This window comes from Parabacteroides sp. AF39-10AC (genome assembly GCF_003635405.1).
GTDB lineage: Bacteria > Bacteroidota > Bacteroidia > Bacteroidales > Tannerellaceae > Parabacteroides > Parabacteroides distasonis.
Window position 1 is genome coordinate 23780 of the sequence record NZ_QTLP01000022.1, and the last position, 21031, is coordinate 44810.

At 47.3% G+C, this 21031-nt stretch carries 15 protein-coding genes; 7 read left to right on the top strand and 8 right to left on the bottom strand.

Annotated features, from left to right (window positions below; translation table 11 throughout):
* Window positions 1-57 precede the first annotated feature (57 nt).
* The 4 genes from DW033_RS17815 (at window position 58) to DW033_RS17830 (ending at window position 5317) form a co-directional block, all read left to right on the top strand.
* Complete coding sequence (locus DW033_RS17815; protein ID WP_005867938.1) at window positions 58-930, top strand: 4-hydroxy-3-methylbut-2-enyl diphosphate reductase; 873 nt, start codon at window positions 58-60, stop codon at window positions 928-930.
* Between the two features lie 97 nt (window positions 931-1027).
* Complete coding sequence (gene pfkA, locus DW033_RS17820) at window positions 1028-2008, top strand: 6-phosphofructokinase (protein ID WP_005858904.1); 981 nt, start codon at window positions 1028-1030, stop codon at window positions 2006-2008.
* 81 nt (window positions 2009-2089) lie between these two features.
* Window positions 2090-3841 carry a DUF6057 family protein gene (locus DW033_RS17825; RefSeq protein WP_005867939.1) on the top strand — a complete coding sequence of 584 codons (1752 nt, stop codon included), beginning with the start codon at window positions 2090-2092 and terminating at the stop codon, window positions 3839-3841.
* Window positions 3842-3844: 3 nt separating this feature from the next.
* Window positions 3845-5317: a PD40 domain-containing protein gene (locus DW033_RS17830; RefSeq protein ID WP_122382993.1), complete on the top strand. Its 1473-nt coding sequence runs from the start codon at window positions 3845-3847 to the stop codon at window positions 5315-5317.
* Between the two features lie 49 nt (window positions 5318-5366).
* Here the strand turns inward: DW033_RS17830 and meaB are convergent, their stop codons facing one another.
* The 6 genes from meaB to DW033_RS17860 all read right to left on the bottom strand — a co-directional run bounded on the left by meaB (window position 5367) and on the right by DW033_RS17860 (window position 15317).
* Entirely contained in the window at window positions 5367-6464 is a 1098-nt protein-coding gene (gene meaB, locus DW033_RS17835; RefSeq protein WP_057326588.1) for a methylmalonyl Co-A mutase-associated GTPase MeaB, read from the bottom strand.
* Between the two features lie 9 nt (window positions 6465-6473).
* Window positions 6474-7583 carry a DUF1573 domain-containing protein gene (locus tag DW033_RS17840; protein WP_048928155.1) on the bottom strand — a complete coding sequence of 370 codons (1110 nt, stop codon included), beginning with the start codon at window positions 7581-7583 and terminating at the stop codon, window positions 6474-6476.
* A gap of 27 nt (window positions 7584-7610) precedes the next feature.
* A complete protein-coding gene (locus DW033_RS17845) occupies window positions 7611-7988 on the bottom strand; it encodes a DUF1573 domain-containing protein (protein WP_005858893.1) in 378 nt (125 codons plus the stop codon).
* 192 nt (window positions 7989-8180) lie between these two features.
* A complete protein-coding gene (locus DW033_RS17850) occupies window positions 8181-13862 on the bottom strand; it encodes an alpha-2-macroglobulin (RefSeq protein WP_122382994.1) in 5682 nt (1893 codons plus the stop codon).
* An 87-nt stretch (window positions 13863-13949) separates the two neighbouring features.
* Entirely contained in the window at window positions 13950-14447 is a 498-nt protein-coding gene (locus DW033_RS17855) for a dihydrofolate reductase (protein WP_057326591.1), read from the bottom strand.
* 75 nt (window positions 14448-14522) lie between these two features.
* Entirely contained in the window at window positions 14523-15317 is a 795-nt protein-coding gene (locus DW033_RS17860) for a thymidylate synthase (protein WP_005858887.1), read from the bottom strand.
* Window positions 15318-15388: 71 nt separating this feature from the next.
* Here DW033_RS17860 and DW033_RS24995 point away from each other — a divergent pair, with 71 nt between their 5' ends.
* The 3 genes from DW033_RS24995 (at window position 15389) to DW033_RS17870 (ending at window position 17766) form a co-directional block, all read left to right on the top strand.
* Window positions 15389-15565, top strand: coding sequence for a hypothetical protein (locus tag DW033_RS24995; RefSeq protein WP_154396213.1), 177 nt, complete (start codon window positions 15389-15391; stop codon window positions 15563-15565).
* 145 nt (window positions 15566-15710) lie between these two features.
* Window positions 15711-16859 (top strand): aldose epimerase family protein, encoded by a 1149-nt coding sequence (locus DW033_RS17865; protein ID WP_022193212.1) that lies wholly within the window; start codon window positions 15711-15713, stop codon window positions 16857-16859.
* A 538-nt stretch (window positions 16860-17397) separates the two neighbouring features.
* Window positions 17398-17766, top strand: coding sequence for a hypothetical protein (locus DW033_RS17870; RefSeq protein ID WP_087345975.1), 369 nt, complete (start codon window positions 17398-17400; stop codon window positions 17764-17766).
* Here the strand turns inward: DW033_RS17870 and DW033_RS17875 are convergent.
* Both DW033_RS17875 and DW033_RS17880 read right to left on the bottom strand, forming a co-directional pair.
* Window positions 17758-19734, bottom strand: coding sequence for an OmpA family protein (locus DW033_RS17875; protein ID WP_022193211.1), 1977 nt, complete (start codon window positions 19732-19734; stop codon window positions 17758-17760). The genes DW033_RS17870 and DW033_RS17875 overlap by 9 nt on opposite strands.
* A 60-nt stretch (window positions 19735-19794) precedes the next feature.
* Window positions 19795-21009 (bottom strand): S-adenosylmethionine:tRNA ribosyltransferase-isomerase, encoded by a 1215-nt coding sequence (locus DW033_RS17880; protein ID WP_122382995.1) that lies wholly within the window; start codon window positions 21007-21009, stop codon window positions 19795-19797.
* Between the last annotated feature and the right edge of the window lie 22 nt (window positions 21010-21031).

The following is a 21031-nucleotide window of genomic DNA, read 5'->3' on the forward strand; positions in this document are numbered from 1 at the left end:
CTTGTGATTGAAAATTAAGAAAACTGTAAGTGCTTGTTTGTTAATGATATTATAGATATGATAGAAGTCGAGATAGATAAAGATTCCGGATTCTGCTTTGGGGTTGTTACCGCCATAGAAAGCGCGGAGCGGGAGCTGGGTAATACGGATACGCTGTATTGCCTAGGCGATATCGTTCATAACAGTTTGGAGGTGGAGCGGTTGGAGCATATGGGGCTGCATACGATCGATCATGATGGCCTTTCAAAGTTGAGAGACCGGAAGGTGTTGCTCCGGGCGCATGGCGAGCCACCTTCTACCTATTCTTTAGCGAAGCGAAACAATATCACGATTATAGATGCTACTTGCCCGGTTGTCTTGCGTTTGCAGCGCAAGATCCATAAATGTTATCAAGAGACCCGGGCAAATAACACCCAGCTGGTTATCTATGGAAAGAAAGGCCATGCGGAGGTGAATGGCTTGGTGGGCCAGACGGAAGGCACGGCGATTGTCATCGAGAAAATAGAAGACCTCGATCGTCTGGACTTTACCCGTGCGATCAGTCTGTTTTCCCAAACCACGAAGTCCTTGGATGGATTCAAGGCGGTAGTGGCGGAGATCAAGCAGCGGATGGCGGAAGGGGTGGAGTTTAATTATTACGATACGATTTGCCGTCAGGTGGCGAATCGCCTTCCGAATATAAAAGCGTTCGCCTCCAGCCACGATTGGGTCTATTTTGTGGCCGGTCGTAAAAGTTCCAACGGAAAGATGCTGTTCGAGGAGTGCCGGAAAGCGAACCCGAATACGCTTTTTATTTCCGAGGTATCAGAGATTACCGAGCCTTTGCCCGAGGGCGTGCGCCGGGTCGGGGTTTGCGGCGCTACATCCACTCCCAAGTGGTTGATGGAGGAAGTGGCGGTCCGGATCAAGGAACTGAATGCTTCGGAATGATATTTTGATTAAGATTACGTGAACTTTCCGGGAGAAAGACAGAAGGATAACTAAATATTTACTACTTTTGCCGGAGAACATTAAAATCAATGACGCTATGTCTACAGTAAAGTGTGTTGGTATTTTAACGTCCGGAGGTGATGCCCCGGGAATGAATGCCGCTATTCGTGCGGTAACACGTTCCGCTATTTATAACGGAATGAGAGTGAAAGGTATTTACCGTGGTTACAAAGGGTTGATCCTAGATGAGATTGAAGAGTTTAAGACACAAAATGTCAGTAATATAATTCAACGCGGTGGAACAATTCTTAAGACCGCCCGTTGCGTGGAGTTCAAGACTCCCGAGGGACGAAAACAGGCCTATGATAAGTTGCAAGAGCATGGGATCGATGCCTTGATCGCTATCGGTGGTGACGGAACGTTGACGGGAGCGCGTATTTTCGCTCAGGAGTTTAATTTTCCGATCGTAGGATTGCCGGGTACGATTGATAATGACTTGTATGGCACGGATACGACGATCGGTTATGATACGGCCTTGAACACGATCATGGAATGCGTGGATAAGATCCGTGATACGGCTACCTCGCATGATCGTCTGTTCTTTGTGGAGGTTATGGGGCGCGACGCGGGTTTCTTGGCGTTGAACGGAGCGATCGCTTCTGGCGCCGAAGCCGCTATTATCCCGGAAATCTCCTTGGAGAAAGACCAATTGGCCGAGATGATCGAGAATGGATTCCGTAAGTCCAAGAACAGTAGTATCGTATTGGTTGCCGAAAGTGAGGTAACCGGTGGCGCTATGGGTGTCGCTGAGCGTGTGAAGAAGGAATATCCGCAGTTCGACGTGCGTGTCTCTATTTTAGGTCACTTGCAGCGTGGTGGTTCTCCTACGGCACAAGACCGGATCTTGGCGACTCGTATGGGTGTGGCCGCGATCGATGCCTTGTTGGATGACCAGCGTAACGTGATGATGGGTATCCAGAACGACCAGATCGTCTATGTACCGTTCTCTAAAGCGATCAAGAATGATAAGCCTATTAACCGGGATTTGTTGAACACGCTCCGTGTTTCTTCAATCTAAATAAGGCATATATTTATACGAATAGGAACCCGGATGTAGCGATTGCGTACATCCGGGTTTTTATTTGAAGAACCTGATATCATGAAGAAGTATAGCGGCGTGGCCTTGAATGTAATCGTATTTGTCTTTCTGTTTATCTTCTTGAGGATATTCAGTGAGTACCACTTTTACTGTGTCGAGCAGAACCAGTTATTCCAGTTGACTCCCATTTTTATTATCGATAAGTTAATGCAACCGGGAGGTTTAGCGATGGTTCTTTCCGGTTGTTTGGTGCAGTTCTTCATTCTCCCGAATGTGGGAGCTATGATAACGGCGGCCCTGCTGACAAGCCTAGGGGCCTTGTTCTGGGCGATCTTGAGGCGGATCGATCCGCGAAGCCATGGTATTTTATGGGCTTGGCTTCCCGTCCTATCCTTGTTGTTTGTGCAATGGGATTTTAATTACAGGTTTCAAGGAACGGTAGCCTTCGGTATGATGCTGCTTGCTTTATATCTCGTTTTAGGGATAAGGAATTTCATACCTCGTTTGATAGCAAGTCTGTTTGCCTCCCTGTTACTCTTTGGGTTGGCCGGGCCGGTCTCTTTGTTGTTTGCCTTGTCCATGATGGGATACGAGGCCATGAGCCGGACGCCCCGTTGGTATTATTCCGCGATTTTACCGATGATCGTGTTGATCTTGGGTGGATTATGTGTGCGTTACTCGGTGATCGGAGAATACCGCTTTGTCTTTTTACCGGATAGTTATTATTATTTCCGTTTGGTGCCGGATAAGGTAATTTATTTCTCATGGATCGCTTTCTATGCGGCGCTGGTTGTAACCTGCCTCTGTAAAAACAAGGAATCATGGGCTGGTAAAAAGCGTCTAGCGCTGGGAATCTCCCAATTCATTATCTTAGGGCTTATCTTCTGGAAAGGCTTCGATCTATATGGCGAACAGAAATCATACCGCTTGAAGATGATGGACTATTTTACCCGGACAGAGCAATGGGACCGGATCTTGGTATCATGCAAGGAGCCGACCACTAATCAACTCTATTTATGTTACCAAAATATGGCTTTGGCCCGGAAAGGTATTCTGGCGGATGAGGCGTTTAAGTACACGCAGCACGGGCCTCGTGGATTAATGGTGGCATGGAATAAATCGACTACCATATCCGCCTTGCTGAGTGATGTTTATTTTACGATGGGAAATGTCGCCGCGGCTCAAGAGATGGCTTTCGAAAGTAATATTGGTGCCTTATGTGATGGAAATCCCCGCATGACGCAACGTTTGGTACAAACGAACTTGATTTATGGAGCCTATCCGGTCGCGGAGAAATATATCGCTGTCTTAGAGAATACTTTCTATTATAAGGATTGGGCCAAAGCGCAGCGGAAATTCCTGTATAATGATGAGGCGGTCGAGACAGATCCTCTATTGGGGAATATGCGCAGGAACCTGCTAGCTGAGAATCATCTGATCCAGATGGATGGATTCGACACGGACTTGATTCGCTTGGCGGAGCAGAATCCTTCCAATAAAGCCGCTTTCCACTATGCCGGCGTATTCTATCTTTTAGCAAAAGATGTGACGCGCTTTAAGACGTTGGTGGAAACCTATTACGGAACGGATTTACTCCCTTCTTTACCGGTCTCTTTTCAAGAGGCGGTCATCATCCTATCGGAGAAAGATCCGGATTACTGGAAACGTTTCGGTGTCTCGGAATCTATCGTAGGGCGATTCACCGATTATAAGAGGCAAGTGCTCGCTGGGCGGAATAATAGTAATGCGCTGCCCGGTTTGATGTATCGCTCTTATGGCGATACGTATTGGTATTATTATATGTTTAAATAGGAGATGAGAAAAATGTATATAATAAGATGTATATGTCTGTGGATGATTCTGGGCTTGATGGCTTGTTCCGGTCCGGTACGTATACAGAAGAATCTGGAAGTCAAGCCGGAGATCTTTCCGGATTATGCGGATGTGACAATCCCGCCGAATATAGCTCCCTTGAATTTTAGGCTGAAAGACGCTTGCGCTGAGGCCCGTGCCATTCTCGAATGTGGCCCGGAGAAATTAGAGATCAAGACCGGGAAAGACGCTTGTTTCGTGATCCCGGCCTCCGGTTGGAAAAGGCTGTTGCGCACCGCTTCCGGGAATCATCTGAATGTAACCGTACAAGCCTTCGTGAATGATGAATGGATCGCGTATGCCCCCTTCATCATCAAGGTGGCGAAGGAGCCGGTCGATGGTTGGTTGGCTTATCGTTTAATCGAACCGGGCTATGAGTTGTGGAACCGTATGGGTATCTATCAACGTAACTTGGAAAATTATACGGAGAACGCGATCATCGAAAATAAGATGAGCGGCAATAACTGTATGAACTGCCATTCTTTCTGTATGCAGAATCCGGAGAAAATGCTTTTCCATATGCGTGAGACCTACTCTTGTACCTTATTGATCGATGGAGATAGGGTGGAGAAGCTGAATACGAAGACCGATCAGACCCTTTCTCCACTGGTCTATCCTTCTTGGCATCCTTCCGGAAAATATGTCGCTTTCTCTGTGAATAAAACCAAGCAAGCGTTTCATATGAACGATAGGAATCGGGTGGAGGTATTCGACTCGGCTTCGGATGTGGTCGTCTATGATACGCAAAAGCATGAGATCGTGACTTCTCCGCTGTTGTCTTCAGAGGGAGCGTTCGAGACTTTCCCTACATTTTCCCCGGATGGAAATACGCTCTATTTCTGTTCGGCTAAAGCCCGTACGATGCCCAAGGAATACGATCAAGTGAGATACGATCTATGCTCAGTCTCGTTCGATCCCGCTACACGCCGTTTCGGGACGGTAGTCGATACTTTATATAAGGCATCGGAGATCGATAAAAGCGTTTCTTTTCCCCGGGTTTCCCCGGATGGAAAGTATTTGCTCTATACCTTGTCCGGTTATGGGAATTTCTCTATTTGGCATAAGGATGCCGATTTGTACATGATTGATTTATCGACTCTGCGAAGTTATCCATTGGAGGCGGCGAATAGCGACGATGTGGAAAGCTATCATTCATGGAGTAGCGATAGCCGTTGGATCGTGTTTAGCAGCCGTCGGATGGATGGTTTGTATACAAGACTGTTTATCGCTTATATCGATGAGAAAGGACAGGCTTGCAAACCTTTCCTGTTACCCCAGAAGGATACGGATTTTTATTTTCGCTTTATGAAATCCTACAATATACCTGAATTCATCACAGGAGAGGTAAAGAGACAAGGACGCACGTTGGCCGTGAAAGCGAAAGAAGACAAAGGAGTCGATGTAAGGTTCAAGTAAAGAAGAGTGTCGCATGATCAGATCGTGCGACACTCTTATGCTTTTATACCTATTTCGTAGCGATCTGATCCAAGAATAGATCAATCATTCGTTTGGCTGCTACGAACGAGCTGATCTCGTTGTTCAAGACTTGTTTCTCCGTCTGTTCCAGCATGCCTTCTACCGCCGGGTTATGGTAGAACTTATCCCGCAGCGTGTCGTTGATGCTTTCGTACATCCAGTATTTAGCTTGCTCGTTACGTTTATAGTTGAAGTAGCCATTCTTTTTGGTGAACTCCATATACTCTCCGACCATATCCCATATTTCCTTGATACCTATGTTGTAATAACCGGAATAAGTCAATACTTTCGGGAACCAACCTGATTCCGAAGGTGGGAAAAGATGCAAGGCGTTCCGGAACTGAGCGGCGGCGAGATTCGCCTTATCGATATTGTCTCCATCCGCTTTATTGATAATAATACCGTCCGCCATTTCCATGATACCTCGCTTGATACCCTGCAACTCATCTCCGGTACCGGCCAATTGAATCAACAGGAAGAAGTCCACCATAGAATGTACGGCCGTCTCGCTTTGTCCGACACCCACGGTCTCTACGAATACGGTGTCGAAACCGGCGGCCTCGCATAATACGATCGTCTCACGGGTCTTACGGGCGACCCCCCCTAAGGAGCCTGCGGATGGTGAAGGACGGATAAAGGCGTTTTTCTCTCTCGACAAGGCCTCCATACGAGTCTTATCTCCTAGGATACTACCTTTCGAGCGTTCGCTACTCGGGTCGATCGCTAGTACGGCAAGCTTACGCCCTTGGTTGATCAAGTGCATGCCGAAAGAGTCGATAGAGGTACTCTTTCCCGCTCCGGGAACACCCGTAATACCGATACGGACCGATTTTCCGGCGAAAGGCAAACATTTCTCGATAATCTCCTGCGCCACCTGTTGGTGCTCATGCTTAGAGCTTTCCACCAAGGTAACCGCTTGACTGAGTATCGTGATATTCCCTTTTAAGATACCTTCCACGAATTCGGAAGGCGTATATACCTTGCGTTGGACACGCTTTTTTATATAAGGATTTACGGTAGGGACATCCGCAATGCCCTTATTCACTTTCAATCCCTTGTACTGATCATCGTTTTCTGGATGTTCCATATCAATCTATTATTTGTATGCCGTCACCTTGATCAAGCGAATAGGCCCGTTCGGGTCGTTGCATACGACATTAATAAGTGCTTCAAGTTTTGTCTTTATCTCTTTCGGTCGCAAGGTTACTTTGAAAGTAGCGGTCGCTCCCGGTTTAAGTTCTTTCTTGCCGCCGGACAAATCGACACGCTCATCATCACAAGTGACGCTGTAGATCGTGAGCGGAGTCTTTCCGGCATTCGTAATCTCAAATGTACCCGATACCTTACCACCGATCAACGGAACGATGTTTTTCTTGTTCGGTAGCTTGCCGAATTCCAGTAAAGTGCCGGATAATTCCGCTATTGGGGCTTGGGCTTTATCCGCAGCGGATAGTTTGCTGAAATTATCGATCACGTTGGCGGAGATCTGGATATCTCCGGATACTTCCTTCTTTCCGGCGTTCTGTACCATGACCGGCAAAAGCGTAGAGACTCGTCCTTTTCGCTTCAAGACCTTGGCATCCATAAGGATCGTAATGGCACCGACCTCGTCCGGTTGAAGGGTAGCCGGGTTCACCTGTACGTTGAGATAGTGAGGTACTTTACCCAGATGAATCGTAGCCGAGGTCTTTCCCTCGTTCTTAATGTTGATCTTCTCGCCCAACGTTTCCTCCGGACGGATACTGCTGAATAGAACAGTCTTCGTATGCAGCTTCAGATCACCGATAGAATAAGGATACGTAAAGACCGGCTGCGAAGGTTTCGGGGTGACATTTCCTTTAATGGCTAGGCTGTAACTCCCTTTCTTTCCATTGCTGAATATCGATACGGTTTTATAAAACGGGCCGGGGCGTCCTTTCGGATTATACGTTATCTTAACTTCACCGGTCTTACCGGGAGCGATCGGCGACTTGGTCCATTCCGGCCGTGTACAACCGCATGACGCGGTAACACGGGTGATGACCAAAGGGGCGTCTCCCGTATTCTTTATCGTGAAAGTATGACTGGCGAATCCATCGGCCTCGGCTATTGTCCCGAAATTATAAGTCAACTCGTCCGACAAGATTTGGGCGCCTTGTTGTGCCCAAGCTGTCGTTATAGATATAATTGCTGTAAGAGCAAGGATCAACCTTTTTATATTCAGCATTCCAATTGGGGGTTTTTTACGTATTTCTTATTCAACCTCTCCCCGGATGTTCATGATGAAGCTTCCGGTTTTCCCGTTACTGTATACGGAAATGGTCTTCGTGAAAGGACCCGGACGTCCTGCCGGATCGAAAGTAACCTTGATCTGGGCTTTCTTACCCGGAGCTACCGGTTCTTTCGGCCATTCCGGGGTCGTACATCCGCAAGACGCGATTACACGTGTAATGACCAGAGGCATATCGCCCGTATTGGATACTTCAAACGTATGGGATACTTTTCCGTCTGCTTCCTTGATGGTACCAAAATCGAAACTGGTTGTTTCCGCGGAAATAACTGCTTTCTTCTGAGCTGAAGCCATTCCTGTCGCTAACAGGATCGCCATGAAAATAAAAACTATTTGTTTCATCTTATCGTTTAGTTTTAATTCGAATTACAAAGATAGTCATTTCAATTGAAAGTTGAGAATTGAAAATTGAAAATTAGAGGAAGATAACGCTTCTTGCGATGCCCATTCTTACCTTCTTACGGTGCCCATTCTAACCTCCTTATACTGGGCATTGTAAGGAGGTTAGAACGGGCATTGTAAGAAAAGGCTTGTTTAGGGCATGATCCGCAAGCTTTCTCCGGCGGTGTGCGACACGAATTCCGGGGCGTACATACATTGAATAGTACTGATACCTCCGGCGTATTCGCCGCTACGGGATACGTAGACCGGATATTCCAAGACAAACGTACCTTCCGGCAGACGATTGATGAAGAAATTCTCGGATACGTCTTTCGGGGATCTGTAATACCAGATACCGTCTCTTGATTCCGGGCCGGAAAGTTGATCGGCCGGTTCGAAGCAGCCCGCACGTAGATCTTTCAAGAATACGTAATTCATTTCACGGTCTGTCCGGATCGTTAGCCGAACGATTACCTTGTCTCCGATGCGGAGCGGTTGCTCCGGTGTTATGGGACGGATTTGGCGGTTGGTACCGTTATTGGTCTCGACGAATAATTTCTTCTCGACACTCAACACCCCTTTTTGTCCTTTTACCTTGTCGATCTCTTGGAAGTATTGCTCGTAAACAGCTCCCCATGCCGGCGTGTTTCCTTCCTTGCGGATCGAGAGCACGGGATTGGCGGAACTATTTGCCGGCTCGTTCGGAAGTATCGTTTTGAGGTAACCGATGGCGATTTCCCCTTCCGCGGTACTGTAGGTCTTGCCGTCCCATGTCGCTACACAGGTGTTTTGCGTGTTCAGCCAATCGCTACCTGTGAGTAGCAAGGCGTAAATGGCGTTTACCGTGGCGGGTACGGATTCCCAGTTTTGTGTACGTTTCTGGTTTAGCAACCATTGTTTCATCCGGTTTGTATGCTGGGTATCCGGCGCGATTTCGTTAAAGACGGACATTAATAAGCAATGCGTGTCGATCGGTGAGGTGAAATAATCACTCCCCCTGCGGTTGTTTGCCCAATACATACCTTTCTCCTCGGAGATCGTAGCGGTCTTCTTTAGCCATGTCAGGATTGCTGTCGCCACCTCCTTTTTACCGTTTCGATGCATTAACAAGGCGATTTCGCCCTTGCTGATTAAGGAATATTGATTCCAGTGCTTCTCCGCTTGGTTCGTATAGAAACGGATCGCTTCCCGGGCGTCTCCCAGTTCCGGGATATCCCGGTAGGAGCTGCGGACGAATAAGAACTCTACCTGCTCCGGCGAGGGCCATGCGTTTTGCCATTTCTTATCGTATTTTAGCAAGTTCTCATAATCCGTTTGCATATTTTTGTCCAAGAACTTGAGGGCCTTCATTTGCATCTCTTTCTCCGCTTGCCCATATTGGATTGCGTTTAGCTGTACAAGCTGTGACATACCTTTCAGGATAGAAAGCGTGATCGCACGGCTTGCGGGGAAACCTTTGAACCAGCTCCATCCACCCTCTTCGTTCTGTTGTTGGATCAGTTGTTGCAAGGCCGCTTCCCGTAATCCGTCCGCACGGTTTAGGTCGAACAATAAAGACAAGCGTTGTTTTTGCTCTGTCTCGTTATCGGCGGCCAGTACCCAAGGCGTCTCTTCCAAGAGTATGTTCTTCAGCTCTTGGTTCTTTTCCAAGTTTGAATAGAGGGTAGAGGCATTCCCTCCTTGGGCGGTCCATTGGCTGATCACTTTCCGGATGCGGGGATGGGCTTGGGCGATATAGGAAGCCAACGTATTGCTGTAATAAGCGGCAAACCAAGATAAGATATTATCATTGTTCGGCTGTGTGATCGTCGGTAATGCCTGTACCGCGTACCAAATCGGATTCCCGGTCATCTCCAGCGTGAGACGGAACGGTGTCGCTCCCTCCGAGTTCCCGGAGATACGGATTTGTTTCTCTCCTTCCTTGAGCAGATAGAACGGGGTACTTTCCGTGATAAGCAATTGATTGGAAAGAACCGGTACGATCTGCTGCTCCCCGTCGCTTCCCTTTTCAGAGTCGGCTAGGATACGTACGCCCAGTAGGTTGATCTGTTTGGGGACCGGGATCATCCAGCTTACAGTAGCGATGCTATCCGGTTGCAACTCAAACGGACGTTGTGACTTGCTCAAGCAGATAATCGGTTGGTCTGTAGCGGGATCGAATAGTTCGATGCGTACACGGCCGGATACCGCTTCCTTAGAATTGTTGATGACTTGCGTGCTGATGCTGACCTCATCCCCTTGGCGGACGAAACGAGGCAGATTCGGTAGAACCATCAAGGGTTTGCTGCTAATGACCTCTTTCGTAAGCAGACCGTATTTTAGGTCTTTGGTATTGGCCAACATCTGTAGTTTCCAAGTCGTATTACTTTCCGGCAGGGTGAAATTTACGAATACGTCTCCTTCCTCGTTCGTTTGTAAGGTCGGGTAGAAGAAGGCGGTTTCTGCGAAGTTCCACCGGATTTGCTCCGGACTTACCGGCAGGCTGCTTTCTTTGGCGAAAGGATCGGATAGGCTGAACACGGGTTCCCCTTCCGTAGATTCCACACTAGGCTCTTCTAACACGGCGCTGTCTTCCATGATGTTCATGGATTCCGCCACTACTGGGGCTGCCGCGGATTTCAGCATGATACCACCCGTGGCGAAAGCCCGGTTGCTGGAGCCGTATCCTCGTATGACAATCTCATTGAATAGACCGAACCAATTTAAACGGTCATACTGATATTGAGGTACTTTTATATACTTGGCCTCTGTCTGGTCATATTGATAACTACGCTGGAATCCGGCTCCGGTTGAGAAACGGGGAGCTTGTAGCAAGATCGTTCGCCGCGGGGAGAAATACCAATTGAATGGTATGATTTTATCTAGCGAGGCATCATACATGCTGGTCAGTACCTCGGCGGATACGATCGTGGAGTCCGCGTCGGTGATACGGAATTTCCAGCTCTCTTTACTTCCCGGAAGTAAACGATCCCGGAAGGTTATCGGCTTGATGGTTAATTGCCGGTTGGGTAGCTGAAGTTCTACGGGTACTTGTGTGATATATAGCTCACCCTCTTTTACGAACGTAAAGGATACGATGATTCCCTCTCCATATTCCGGCTTGAACGGGATCTTAAACCGATGGTTCGCGTCGCTTAGCTTTATCAACTCGTGATGGATGCGGTTATTTCCGGCAAACCATTCATAGAGTACGTAGGCGTCCTTGTCGGAGGTGCCGAATACGATCTCCGCTTCCTCCCCGGGTAAACAAGTTGTCTTCTCTTTCAGCAGCCAAGTATGGGTAAATACGGGAGGACGCTTGTCGTTCTTTCCGTATAGGATGAAATCGGACTGGTTTTTACTGGGTCGTCCTTGGCTATCTTTGGCTTCTACTAAAATGCGATAACGTCCGGAGGGCAATGGGTTGAAAATAGCCGGACTGATCTCCTTGCCACTGGTAAAGCTACCGGAAGCTACTTGCTTGCCTTCTTTATAGCTCTCTCCGCTGTTCTTATCGGATCGGTTTGCGATCAGTTCTACGATCTTGAAAGTACCGGAGGTGGAAACCATCTCCCCATTGATTGTCCGGGCTTCGACTACGGCTTTTACTGAGTCTTTCTCGATTTGTGGCGGTAGGTTCGTGAATAAGACGATACTGGATTCTCCTACCGAGAAAGTGTAATTCGCCTCTTGGGTCTCTCCCTTGCTATCGGTTACGGTAGCCGATACCTCGTAGGTCTGGTATGCGGAAGCGTATGGATTCGTATCCTCCTCTTTTTGGGGACGGAAAGATACGTTGAATGTCCCATCGCTGGAAAGGGTGGTACTCCCTTCCGCAACTTGTGTCGGAGCGCTCGGACGGAAATACCTCCACAACAGGAAGGGCCTGCGTGTAATACGCCAAGTGACATCTCCGCTGGGCAGTGACACGCCGGAGAATGTAGCCGCCTTGCCTTGTATGGTAACGGAATCGCCGAAAGCGATATCGCCCTTGATTGGGAGGAAGTACGCTTGGAAAGTCGGACGTTTGTATTCCTCTACATGAATATATACGCTCATCTGTCCGGTACTTAACCGGAAGACGCCGCTTAGGGTCTGTTTGGGGAGGGAGAACTCTCCGTTAAAGGAACCGAACTCATTGGTCGTGACTTTCTTCTGGGTTATCTCTTTCCCGTTAGCGTCGTATAAGGTCACCGTAAAAGGCTGTCCGGCCACGGCATGCGGGTCGTTCGAGTCTTTTACATAGGCGAGGCCTTTGAAGAAAATGGTTTGTCCCGGACGGTAAAGCCCACGGTCCGTAAAGATAGAGACTTCTATCGGGTTCTTTTCCGGTTTGTGGCCGGAACCCATCGGATAGATATTTGTCAACATAGCGTTGGTATCTCCCGGTCTGCTGGCTTGGAACGCCAATACTTGACTGTTCGCCGGAAGCGTGGCCAAGCCTTCCCGGTCTGTCTTGACGGTACCCAGTTCTTGCAAGCTACGACGCTGACCTCCGTAATAGGTAACGATAGCCCCATCAACAGGCTTCCCGCTAAGATAGTCGGTAACCATGACCTCTTGTTTATTACCGGAAAGATTACGATAGATCGCGGCCAATCGGGTTACGCTAACCGTATTGATCGTCTTTAGCTGTTGTCCGGGTACGGTTACGACACATTCATACAATCCCGGTTGATCCATAGATATATGTAAGGTCGTATCTTGCTGCGAATAGGTGTTGGGCAGTAGCAAAGAGAATGTCTTCTCATTTACGAGTTGTCCCAAGGTGCTGCTACTTGATTTTTTTGCGGATGTATGGGCTGCCGCTTGTAAAGGTGTTTTCGAGCTTCGATAGATTTGTACGATGACTTTCTGTACATTCTTATATTCCAGCTTGATCCCCAGTTGCTGTCCCGGATAAACCGTATTGTTTGTAGATGCGGATAAAGTAGGTTGTTCCAATTGTGCCAAGCGATTCTTTAAGATAGCCGTGCGAGGGTAACCGGAATACCGCTTGATACCCTCCTCGCATAGTTTCACCTCTTCCGCTTTGATAGAATCCCATTGGGTAGAGACGTAACGAAACATACTGCCACTAACCAAATCCAATTTAGCGATTAAGATCTCGGCTGCATAGTTTTGAGAAGCTAAGTTCCTGTAAAGCTCATCCAATGCGTTCATGTAAGCCACGAAAGACTCTTTATCCCTTTTATCCCCGTAAAGGAATCGTAGGTAATCCAATTCCGTAAGGAGGACCGATTTCATATTTGGCTCCTTATTTTGAAAGGCGATCAAGTCTTTATAGATCTGTACGGTTGGTTGGATGTCTAGTGCCCGGAAGGCAAGGAACTCATAGAGGGTCGGACGCAGGGTTTGCGAGTCCTTTCCGATCTCCAGAATATCCTTGAACTTGCTGACAGGCGTATTTTGCAATAAAGCCGTAGGTCGCAATGATAAATCGATCTCTTCCTTGATCTTATCCGTGAATAAGTTGGAAGTCCATACCCGGATATCCTCCGGGATATAACCGCTTAATTGGGTTCTTTGGTTGATGGTCCACTGGTTCCGTTGGAAGTAGTTCTGATACATCTCCGCCAGCATGGAATGTAATACCGCCACGGAAGCCGAGTCGGCGCAACTGTTGGTGTAATTCTCCACCTCCTTGATCAGTTCCGGGAACTGATCATCGTTTACCTCCATCTGTTCTTTCATTTTAAGGATAAGATTCTTGATCACCATAGGGGTATTCTTATCGTTTATAGCTTGCGTGATAACAGAACTTTTTTGTTGAGGCTGGGCGGCCCGGCTATACATAATAACCGCCGAGATGCCGCAAAGTATCAGGGCAGATAAAATAATTGCTCTTATCTTCATATCTTTTGGGTTTTATAAGTTTAACAATAAACCTTTCCTATATAGATACAAAGAAAGAGCAAAAAGTTGTAAAACGTACGTTAATGTTTACTTTTTACGCACATAAGTGATGTAGGTGTAGGGGTAAGGATTCTTCTCGTCTGCGGGATGTTCCTCACGTTCAGTCTCTTCCCAAAGGTCCCAGTTTACGACGGGAAAGAACGAGGTAGCGTCGGGAAACTCATGATGGATGCGGGTAATATACATTTTGTCGGCTATTCTCAAAGCCTGTCTGTAGACCAACGCGCCGCCAATGATGAATATCTCGTCCTCTTTCTCACATAAATCCAGAGCGGCCCCCATAGACTCGCAAGCGAAACAATTCACGAAACCAGCCTCGGGCATAGTCGTCAATACGACATTCTTCCGATTGGGCAGTGGCGCTACAGGGAGAGACTCGAATGTCTTACGTCCCATGATTACCGCATGTCCCGTGGTTAATTCCTTGAAACGCTTCATGTCTGAAGGCATGTGACATAATAATTGCTGATTCTTTCCGATCGCGCTTTTATCTGCGATTGCTGCGATGATAGAAATTGTACTCATAGACTTATTGATTTATGATTTGTAATTTATGATTTATGAATTAACTGTCAACTGTCCATCGTCAACTGCCAATTCTCAGACGGCCACTTCTCCCTTGATGTGGGGATGCGGGTCGTATCCGGTCAAATTGAAATCCTCGAACTTAAAATCGAAGATGCTCTTTACGTCTGGGTTGATCTCCATACGTGGCAACGCACGTGGCTCACGTGTCAATTGTAACTTAACTTGCTCCAAATGGTTGCTGTAGATATGGGCGTCTCCCAACGTATGAACAAAATCTCCCGCTTTAAGGCCGGTAGCTTGTGCCATCATTTGTAATAACAAGGCATAGGAGGCAATGTTGAACGGAACGCCAAGGAAAATATCCGCGCTACGTTGATACAATTGTAGGCTCAACCGTCCGTTCGCCACGTAAAACTGGAAGAAAGCGTGGCAAGGAGGCAGGTTCATGTTGTCTAAGTCCGCCACGTTCCATGCGCTTACAATGATTCGTCGTGAATCCGGGTTATGCTTGATCGTCTCCACGGCCTCGGTGATCTGGTCGATAGATCCTCCTTTATAATCCGGCCATGACCGCCATTGGTAACCGTATATATGCCCAAGGCTACCATCCGCGTCGGCCCACTCGTTCCAGATGCGTACGCCATGATCTTGCAGATATTTTACGTTGGTATCTCCATTCAGGAACCATAACAATTCGTAGATGATAGACTTCAGATGCAGCTTCTTGGTAGTGAGTAGCGGGAATCCCTCTTCCAGATTGAACCGCATCTGATGACCGAATACGCTGATCGTTCCCGTACCCGTCCGGTCTTCTTTTCTAACTCCCTCGGTAAGCACTCTATTGAGCAGCTCTAAATATTGTTTCATTACTCACTTATTACAATAGTGTGCAAATGTACAAAAGTGAATCGTATTATACTAGAATAACGGGTCAAAATATGAAATCGGTTGAGGATTCAAACGGTTTCTTCATGTATCCTTGGCTGTTTCTTCGGGAGGTATTAGGGGATTTGTATGAAGGTCTAGCTTATTTATCATCTGTTGGACGATCATCTACCAACTGTTGCATGATCTTCCAACGGCTGTTGCATGATCATCTACCAATTGGTGGATGATTAAGATGTCAAGAGGAATGGTGTAGTACTTCGAGTAGAAATCGGTAAGGATTCCCGAGAAAATGCGTAAGGATATTGGACCTCATGTGGATAGAATGCGTATCTTTGCCCGAAGAATAACATTTATTAATTTTAAAGGAAAGAGATGAAAAAACTTTGTTTTGCGGTCATGGCAATGTGTATGTTATTGTCATGCGGAGGTAAGAATGAGAAGGGGGCGGCTACGGAAGAGGCCACTCTTTCTGGTTTGATGAAGTCGGATTTTGTATCTGAGGTAGATGGTAAGCCGACTGCTTTGTATGTGTTGAAGAATAAGAAAGGGGCTGAGGCTTGCGTAACGAATTGGGGCGGACGCTTGGTTTCCGTGATGGTGCCTGATAAGAACGGTAAGATGACGGATGTTGTGCTTGGGTATGATAATATCGCTCAGTATGTAGCTTTTCCGGATAATAACTATGGTGGTTTGATCGGACGTTATGGCAACCGTATCGCAAATGGTAAGTTTACGTTGGACGGAACGGAGTATCAACTTCCACAGAATAATAACGGGCATTGCTTGCATGGAGGTCCGAAAGGATATCACGCGGTAGTTTGGGACGCGAAACAGATCGATGACCAAACCTTGGAGTTGACTTATCTATCGAAAGACGGTGAGGCAGGTTTCCCCGGTAATCTGGATATCAAGGTGATCTATAAGCTGACGGATGATAACGCCGTTGATATTAAATACGAGGCGACGACGGATAAACCTACTGTCGTGAATTTGACAAACCATAGTTATTTTAATCTTTCCGGCGTCCCCGGCTCGCAAATCATGGATCATACGATCATGATCGACGCGGATACATATAACCCGGTGGACGAGACGTTGATCCCGACCGGTATCGAACCCGTGGAAGGCACGCCGATGGATCTCCGCAAACCGGTAGTGGTAGGCGCAGATATCGACAATCCGTTTACGCAATTGGTTTACGGTGGTGGTTACGATCATAATTGGATCTTGAACGCCGCCGGCGATATCAATAAGGTAGCCGCTAAAGTTGTATCTCCGACAAGCGGTATCGTTATGGAAGTTTACACCAACGAGCCGGGTCTTCAATTCTATGCCGGTAACTCAATGACGAAAGCGGGTGATAAAGGCAAGTTAGGTGTGGTTTACCCGCATCGTGGCGCTCTATGTCTGGAGACTCAACATTACCCGGATAGCCCGAACCAGCCGGCATTCCCGAGCGTAGTGCTTCGTCCGGGCGAGAAATATACGAGTGAGTGTATTTATAAGTTCTCGGTAGAGTAAATAAGGAAGAAAGTTCCGGATTTGGAAATATCCACATAATGGTGAGGCGTATATACATAAATAGGATGTATATGCGCCTCTCTTTTTTACTCACGGAAGCATCTTGTTTATAGTGGAAGAATTTATCGCTAGAGAGTATACGCTATCTTTTCCCAATAGATTTTAAAAGAGAAAAATAAATCCATATGATGTATGAGAAAAAGCGTTATATTTGTATCGATAAAGTAAACTCTTGTGGAAATTCAAGGGTTTATGAATCAAAGTGTGATTACGATAAGCGTTTAAGATATTATCTTTGGAACTGAAAATCGCCAAGTTTCAAGTCGGACAGAGATAATAGGCAACTAAACGCTCACGCTTGTTATATATACTGCCTAATAGTATACGTAATAAGGCGTGGGCTGTTGTTTATTATTTGTCCGATGGGTGTTTGGCGATGCCTCAGTTTCGAATAGTAGATTAACAGTTCCCACGCTTCTTTTTTGTAGCATATAGAAATACCGAACAAGGTGAACGGTCCGGTTTGAGGGAAACGTATATGGAGGTAATTAAAAAGCAACGTTTGGCAGTCTGTCGTATATTATTGGATGTAGTGGAAGGTGCGTGTGAGGTCCGTGATCCGGATCTGATCATGCGGGCTCGTCATTATCCGGCACTTCAAAGGGAGATGTGTTTTGCGGATCGGGATTGGGAAGAAGCGAGAGATTTGAGTGTACTTGCCTGCTTGGTACTATCCAAGGAATTGCATTATAAGGTTAAGATGATGATCGGTTTGGTAGCTCATGACTTGTATTCAAGGGAGTCCTCGGTCTCTTATCAGCAACGCCTGTCCTTCGATGTGCTGATGAGTGCGATCGATTGGCCGGTCTCTTTTAAGGAGATCACGCTCTTTGCTCCCTCAAAATAAGTTATAGTTTGTACGTAAGACCTTGAATTCCGTTCTGCGGTTGATCTGGTCGGCGATCTCTTGCTGTTCCGGCGGCAGGGCAAGGATGAATTCCTCGGTAAGCACATCGCCTTCTTTCAAGAAATCGAATTGTTTAGCCATCTTCTTATTGATTGTCTTGGGAACGCTTTCTCCATATCCTTTCGCTTCCAGACGAGCCGCCTCGATACCTCCCGCTATTAGGTAATCCACGACCGATTGCGCACGGCGTTGAGCCAAACGCTCGTTATACTGGTCCGTACCTTTCCGGTCCGTGTGGGCACCCAGTTCGATCGTTACGTTCGGGTTATCGTTCAGCATCTTGATCATCTCGTCCAAAGCTTTCTTGGATTCCGGACGAAGGGTCGCTTTATCGAAATCGTAGAAAATGTTATCGATAACAACCGGCTTGCTGATCGGAGAGAGGAAGAAATCCACGATATACGTCTCGTTTTTCTCCTCGGGGCCGGTATGCAACTCGTAATTCTGGTTGAGGTAACCACGGGCGCTGGCCATCATGACATAACGGATGTCCCGTTCCAACTCGACACGATAGGTACCGTCTTTCTTGACCGGGACTTTCACGTTCAGTCCGTCTTTTCCGACGATGCGTACGGTAGCGTCCTCGATCGGATATTCATCGACATCGTTTACGATTCCTTCAATGAAGATGGTGATCGTAGGCCGTTCAAAGGAATATATATGGTCATAGCCCCGTGCGTCGTTGCGGTTGGAGCAGAAGAAGCCCCGTTCCTCTTTTCCGGCGAAGGTGATACCGAAATCGTCTGCCATAGAGTTGATGGGAGCGCCTAGGTTCTCGACCTTCCACTTCCCTGTACTGTCCTGCGTGGCCTTGAACAGATCGAGACCGCCCATTCCCGGATGTCCGTTGGACGCGAAATAAAGGGTGACGGAATCCCGGACATACGGGAACATCTCGTCTCCCGGGGTGTTGATCTCTTCTCCTAGGTTCTCCATCGGGCCGAAATCGTTTCCCGCTACCCGGGCACGGAAAATATCCTTGCCACCGAAACCGCCCACGGCGTCGGATACGAAATACAGGTATTTGCCGTCCGGCGAGATGGAAGGATGACCGAGGGCGGTAACCGAGTCTTTTACGATCGTCGCACGGGTTCCTTTTCCCCATTTGGCGCTGCTTCGGGTAGATATGTAAATCTCGGCGGTACGAGGGCCTTCCGGATCTTGGGCGCAATAGGTATAATACATCGTGTTTCCATCGGGGGAGAAAGAGGGGGTTCCTTCGTCGTATTCCGTATTCACTTCGTCTTCGAGCTCTACGGGAGCTAGCCAAGCCCCTTTCTCGTCTTGCTTGACAAGGAAGAGGTTATTGTTATTTTGCCCGGTGATGGCGCTAACTTTCGCGTCTTTGTCTTTCGAGCGGGAAGAAGCGAAGTATAGTTGGTCGTATTTATCTCCGGCCAGCATCGGACTGAATTCTCCCCGGCGGGAATTGAATTTATCCATGCGCCTTACCTCGTAGCGGGTAGGGTTCTTTTTCCATCCGGGAGCTAACTCGCATCCTTGTATGCCGTTGATGGCTAATAAATTGCTAGGATCGTTCTCCATATAGATATCGTAGTTCTTAATCGCTTCCGGATAACGTCCGGTCTTCTGTAACATCTGTCCCATGCGTAGGTAGACGGTGCTATCGGGGTAATCATAGCGGATGGCGTTCATATAGGCACTAGTCGCTTTCGCCGTATTGTTGATCAACCGGTTACATTCGGCCATACGGTAAGCGATATAGCCGCGCAAATCCCTTTTCTTCGGGGATGTTTTCGTGTAAACTTTACGATAAATGGCGGCTGCCTCATAGTATTCCCCGATACGCTGCTTCTCCTCGGCATCGCTCAACTTCGCCGATTTGCAGGAATACAAGGAAGATACGATAAGCAAAAATAAAACATATATAGTAAAATGCGCTTTCATTCAATCTGGAATATATTCATGCAAATATAACGAATTGTATGGGATCTTATTGTATGTCTGTTACAATAACAATGAGCTATCCCCATAACTCAGGAACCTGAAATCGTGCTCTAAGGCATATTCATAGATGGATTTCCAGTTTCCTTTTACGAAAGCGGAGATCAGCAAGAGCAAGGTGCTTTTGGGCTGGTGGAAGTTGGTGACGATTCCTTTTACGATCTTGAACTCATAGCCCGGGGCGATGATGATTTGCGTAGCCGTTACCAGCGTATCCGCATCATGCTTATCCAGATAATCGAGGATGTTTTGAAGGGAACGCTCCGCTGTCAGCCGGTTGTTATTCATGTCGTAAGGCATCCATTGTTTTACGACGAGATCTTCGGAAGTCGCTTCGGGGTTATTATCTAGGATCACGCCCATGTAATAGAGACTTTCCAAGGTCCGTACGGAAGTCGTTCCTACGGCGATGATATTTCCAAGGTTGCTTTTGATACGTTCGATGGAACTGCGGCGGACGGAGATAAATTCCGTGTGCATCTCGTGACCTTCGATCGTGTCGCTTTTTACCGGTTTAAAGGTGCCCGCTCCGACATGCAAGGTGACTTCTTCCCGCCCGATGCCCCGAGCATCTATATCGGCAAGTACTTCCGGAGTGAAATGAAGTCCGGCGGTCGGTGCGGCGACGGAGCCTTTTATCTTAGAATAAACTGTTTGATAGGTTTGTAGGTCGCTCTTCTCTGTTTCTCTGTGTAAATAAGGAGGAATTGGCAAGACCCCGGCGGCATCCAAGATATCGGCGAATGTATAAGTCTCGTTATCCCATGTGAATTCGATCAAATGTGTGTCACCATGAGACTTTTTCTTATCCGCTGTCAGCACGACCGGTTGATCCTTAATGAAGATCGTTTTGGATAAAGTGCCTTCTTTCCATTTCTTAAGGTTGCCAACCAAGCAAGTCCAGCTACAGCGTCGGGTCTCTTGAAAAATCAAGGCGTAATCATGAGGCTCGATGGGCTCCAAACAAAAAATCTCGATGCGTGCGCCGGTCTCTTTCTGGAAAAGTAGGCGGGCTTGTATGACCCGGGTATTATTGAATACCATCAAGGTGTTTTGGGGAAGATAATCCGTGATATGCTTAAAGATACTTTCGCTTATTTCCCCGTTACGGTAGAGTAAAAGTTTGGACTCATCCCTTTTAGGCAATGGGAACTTCGCGATTCGTTCGTCCGGTAACGAATAGTTATAATCTTCGATACGTATTTCTTGTGTCTTCATTACTTCTTCTGTCCTGTTAAAA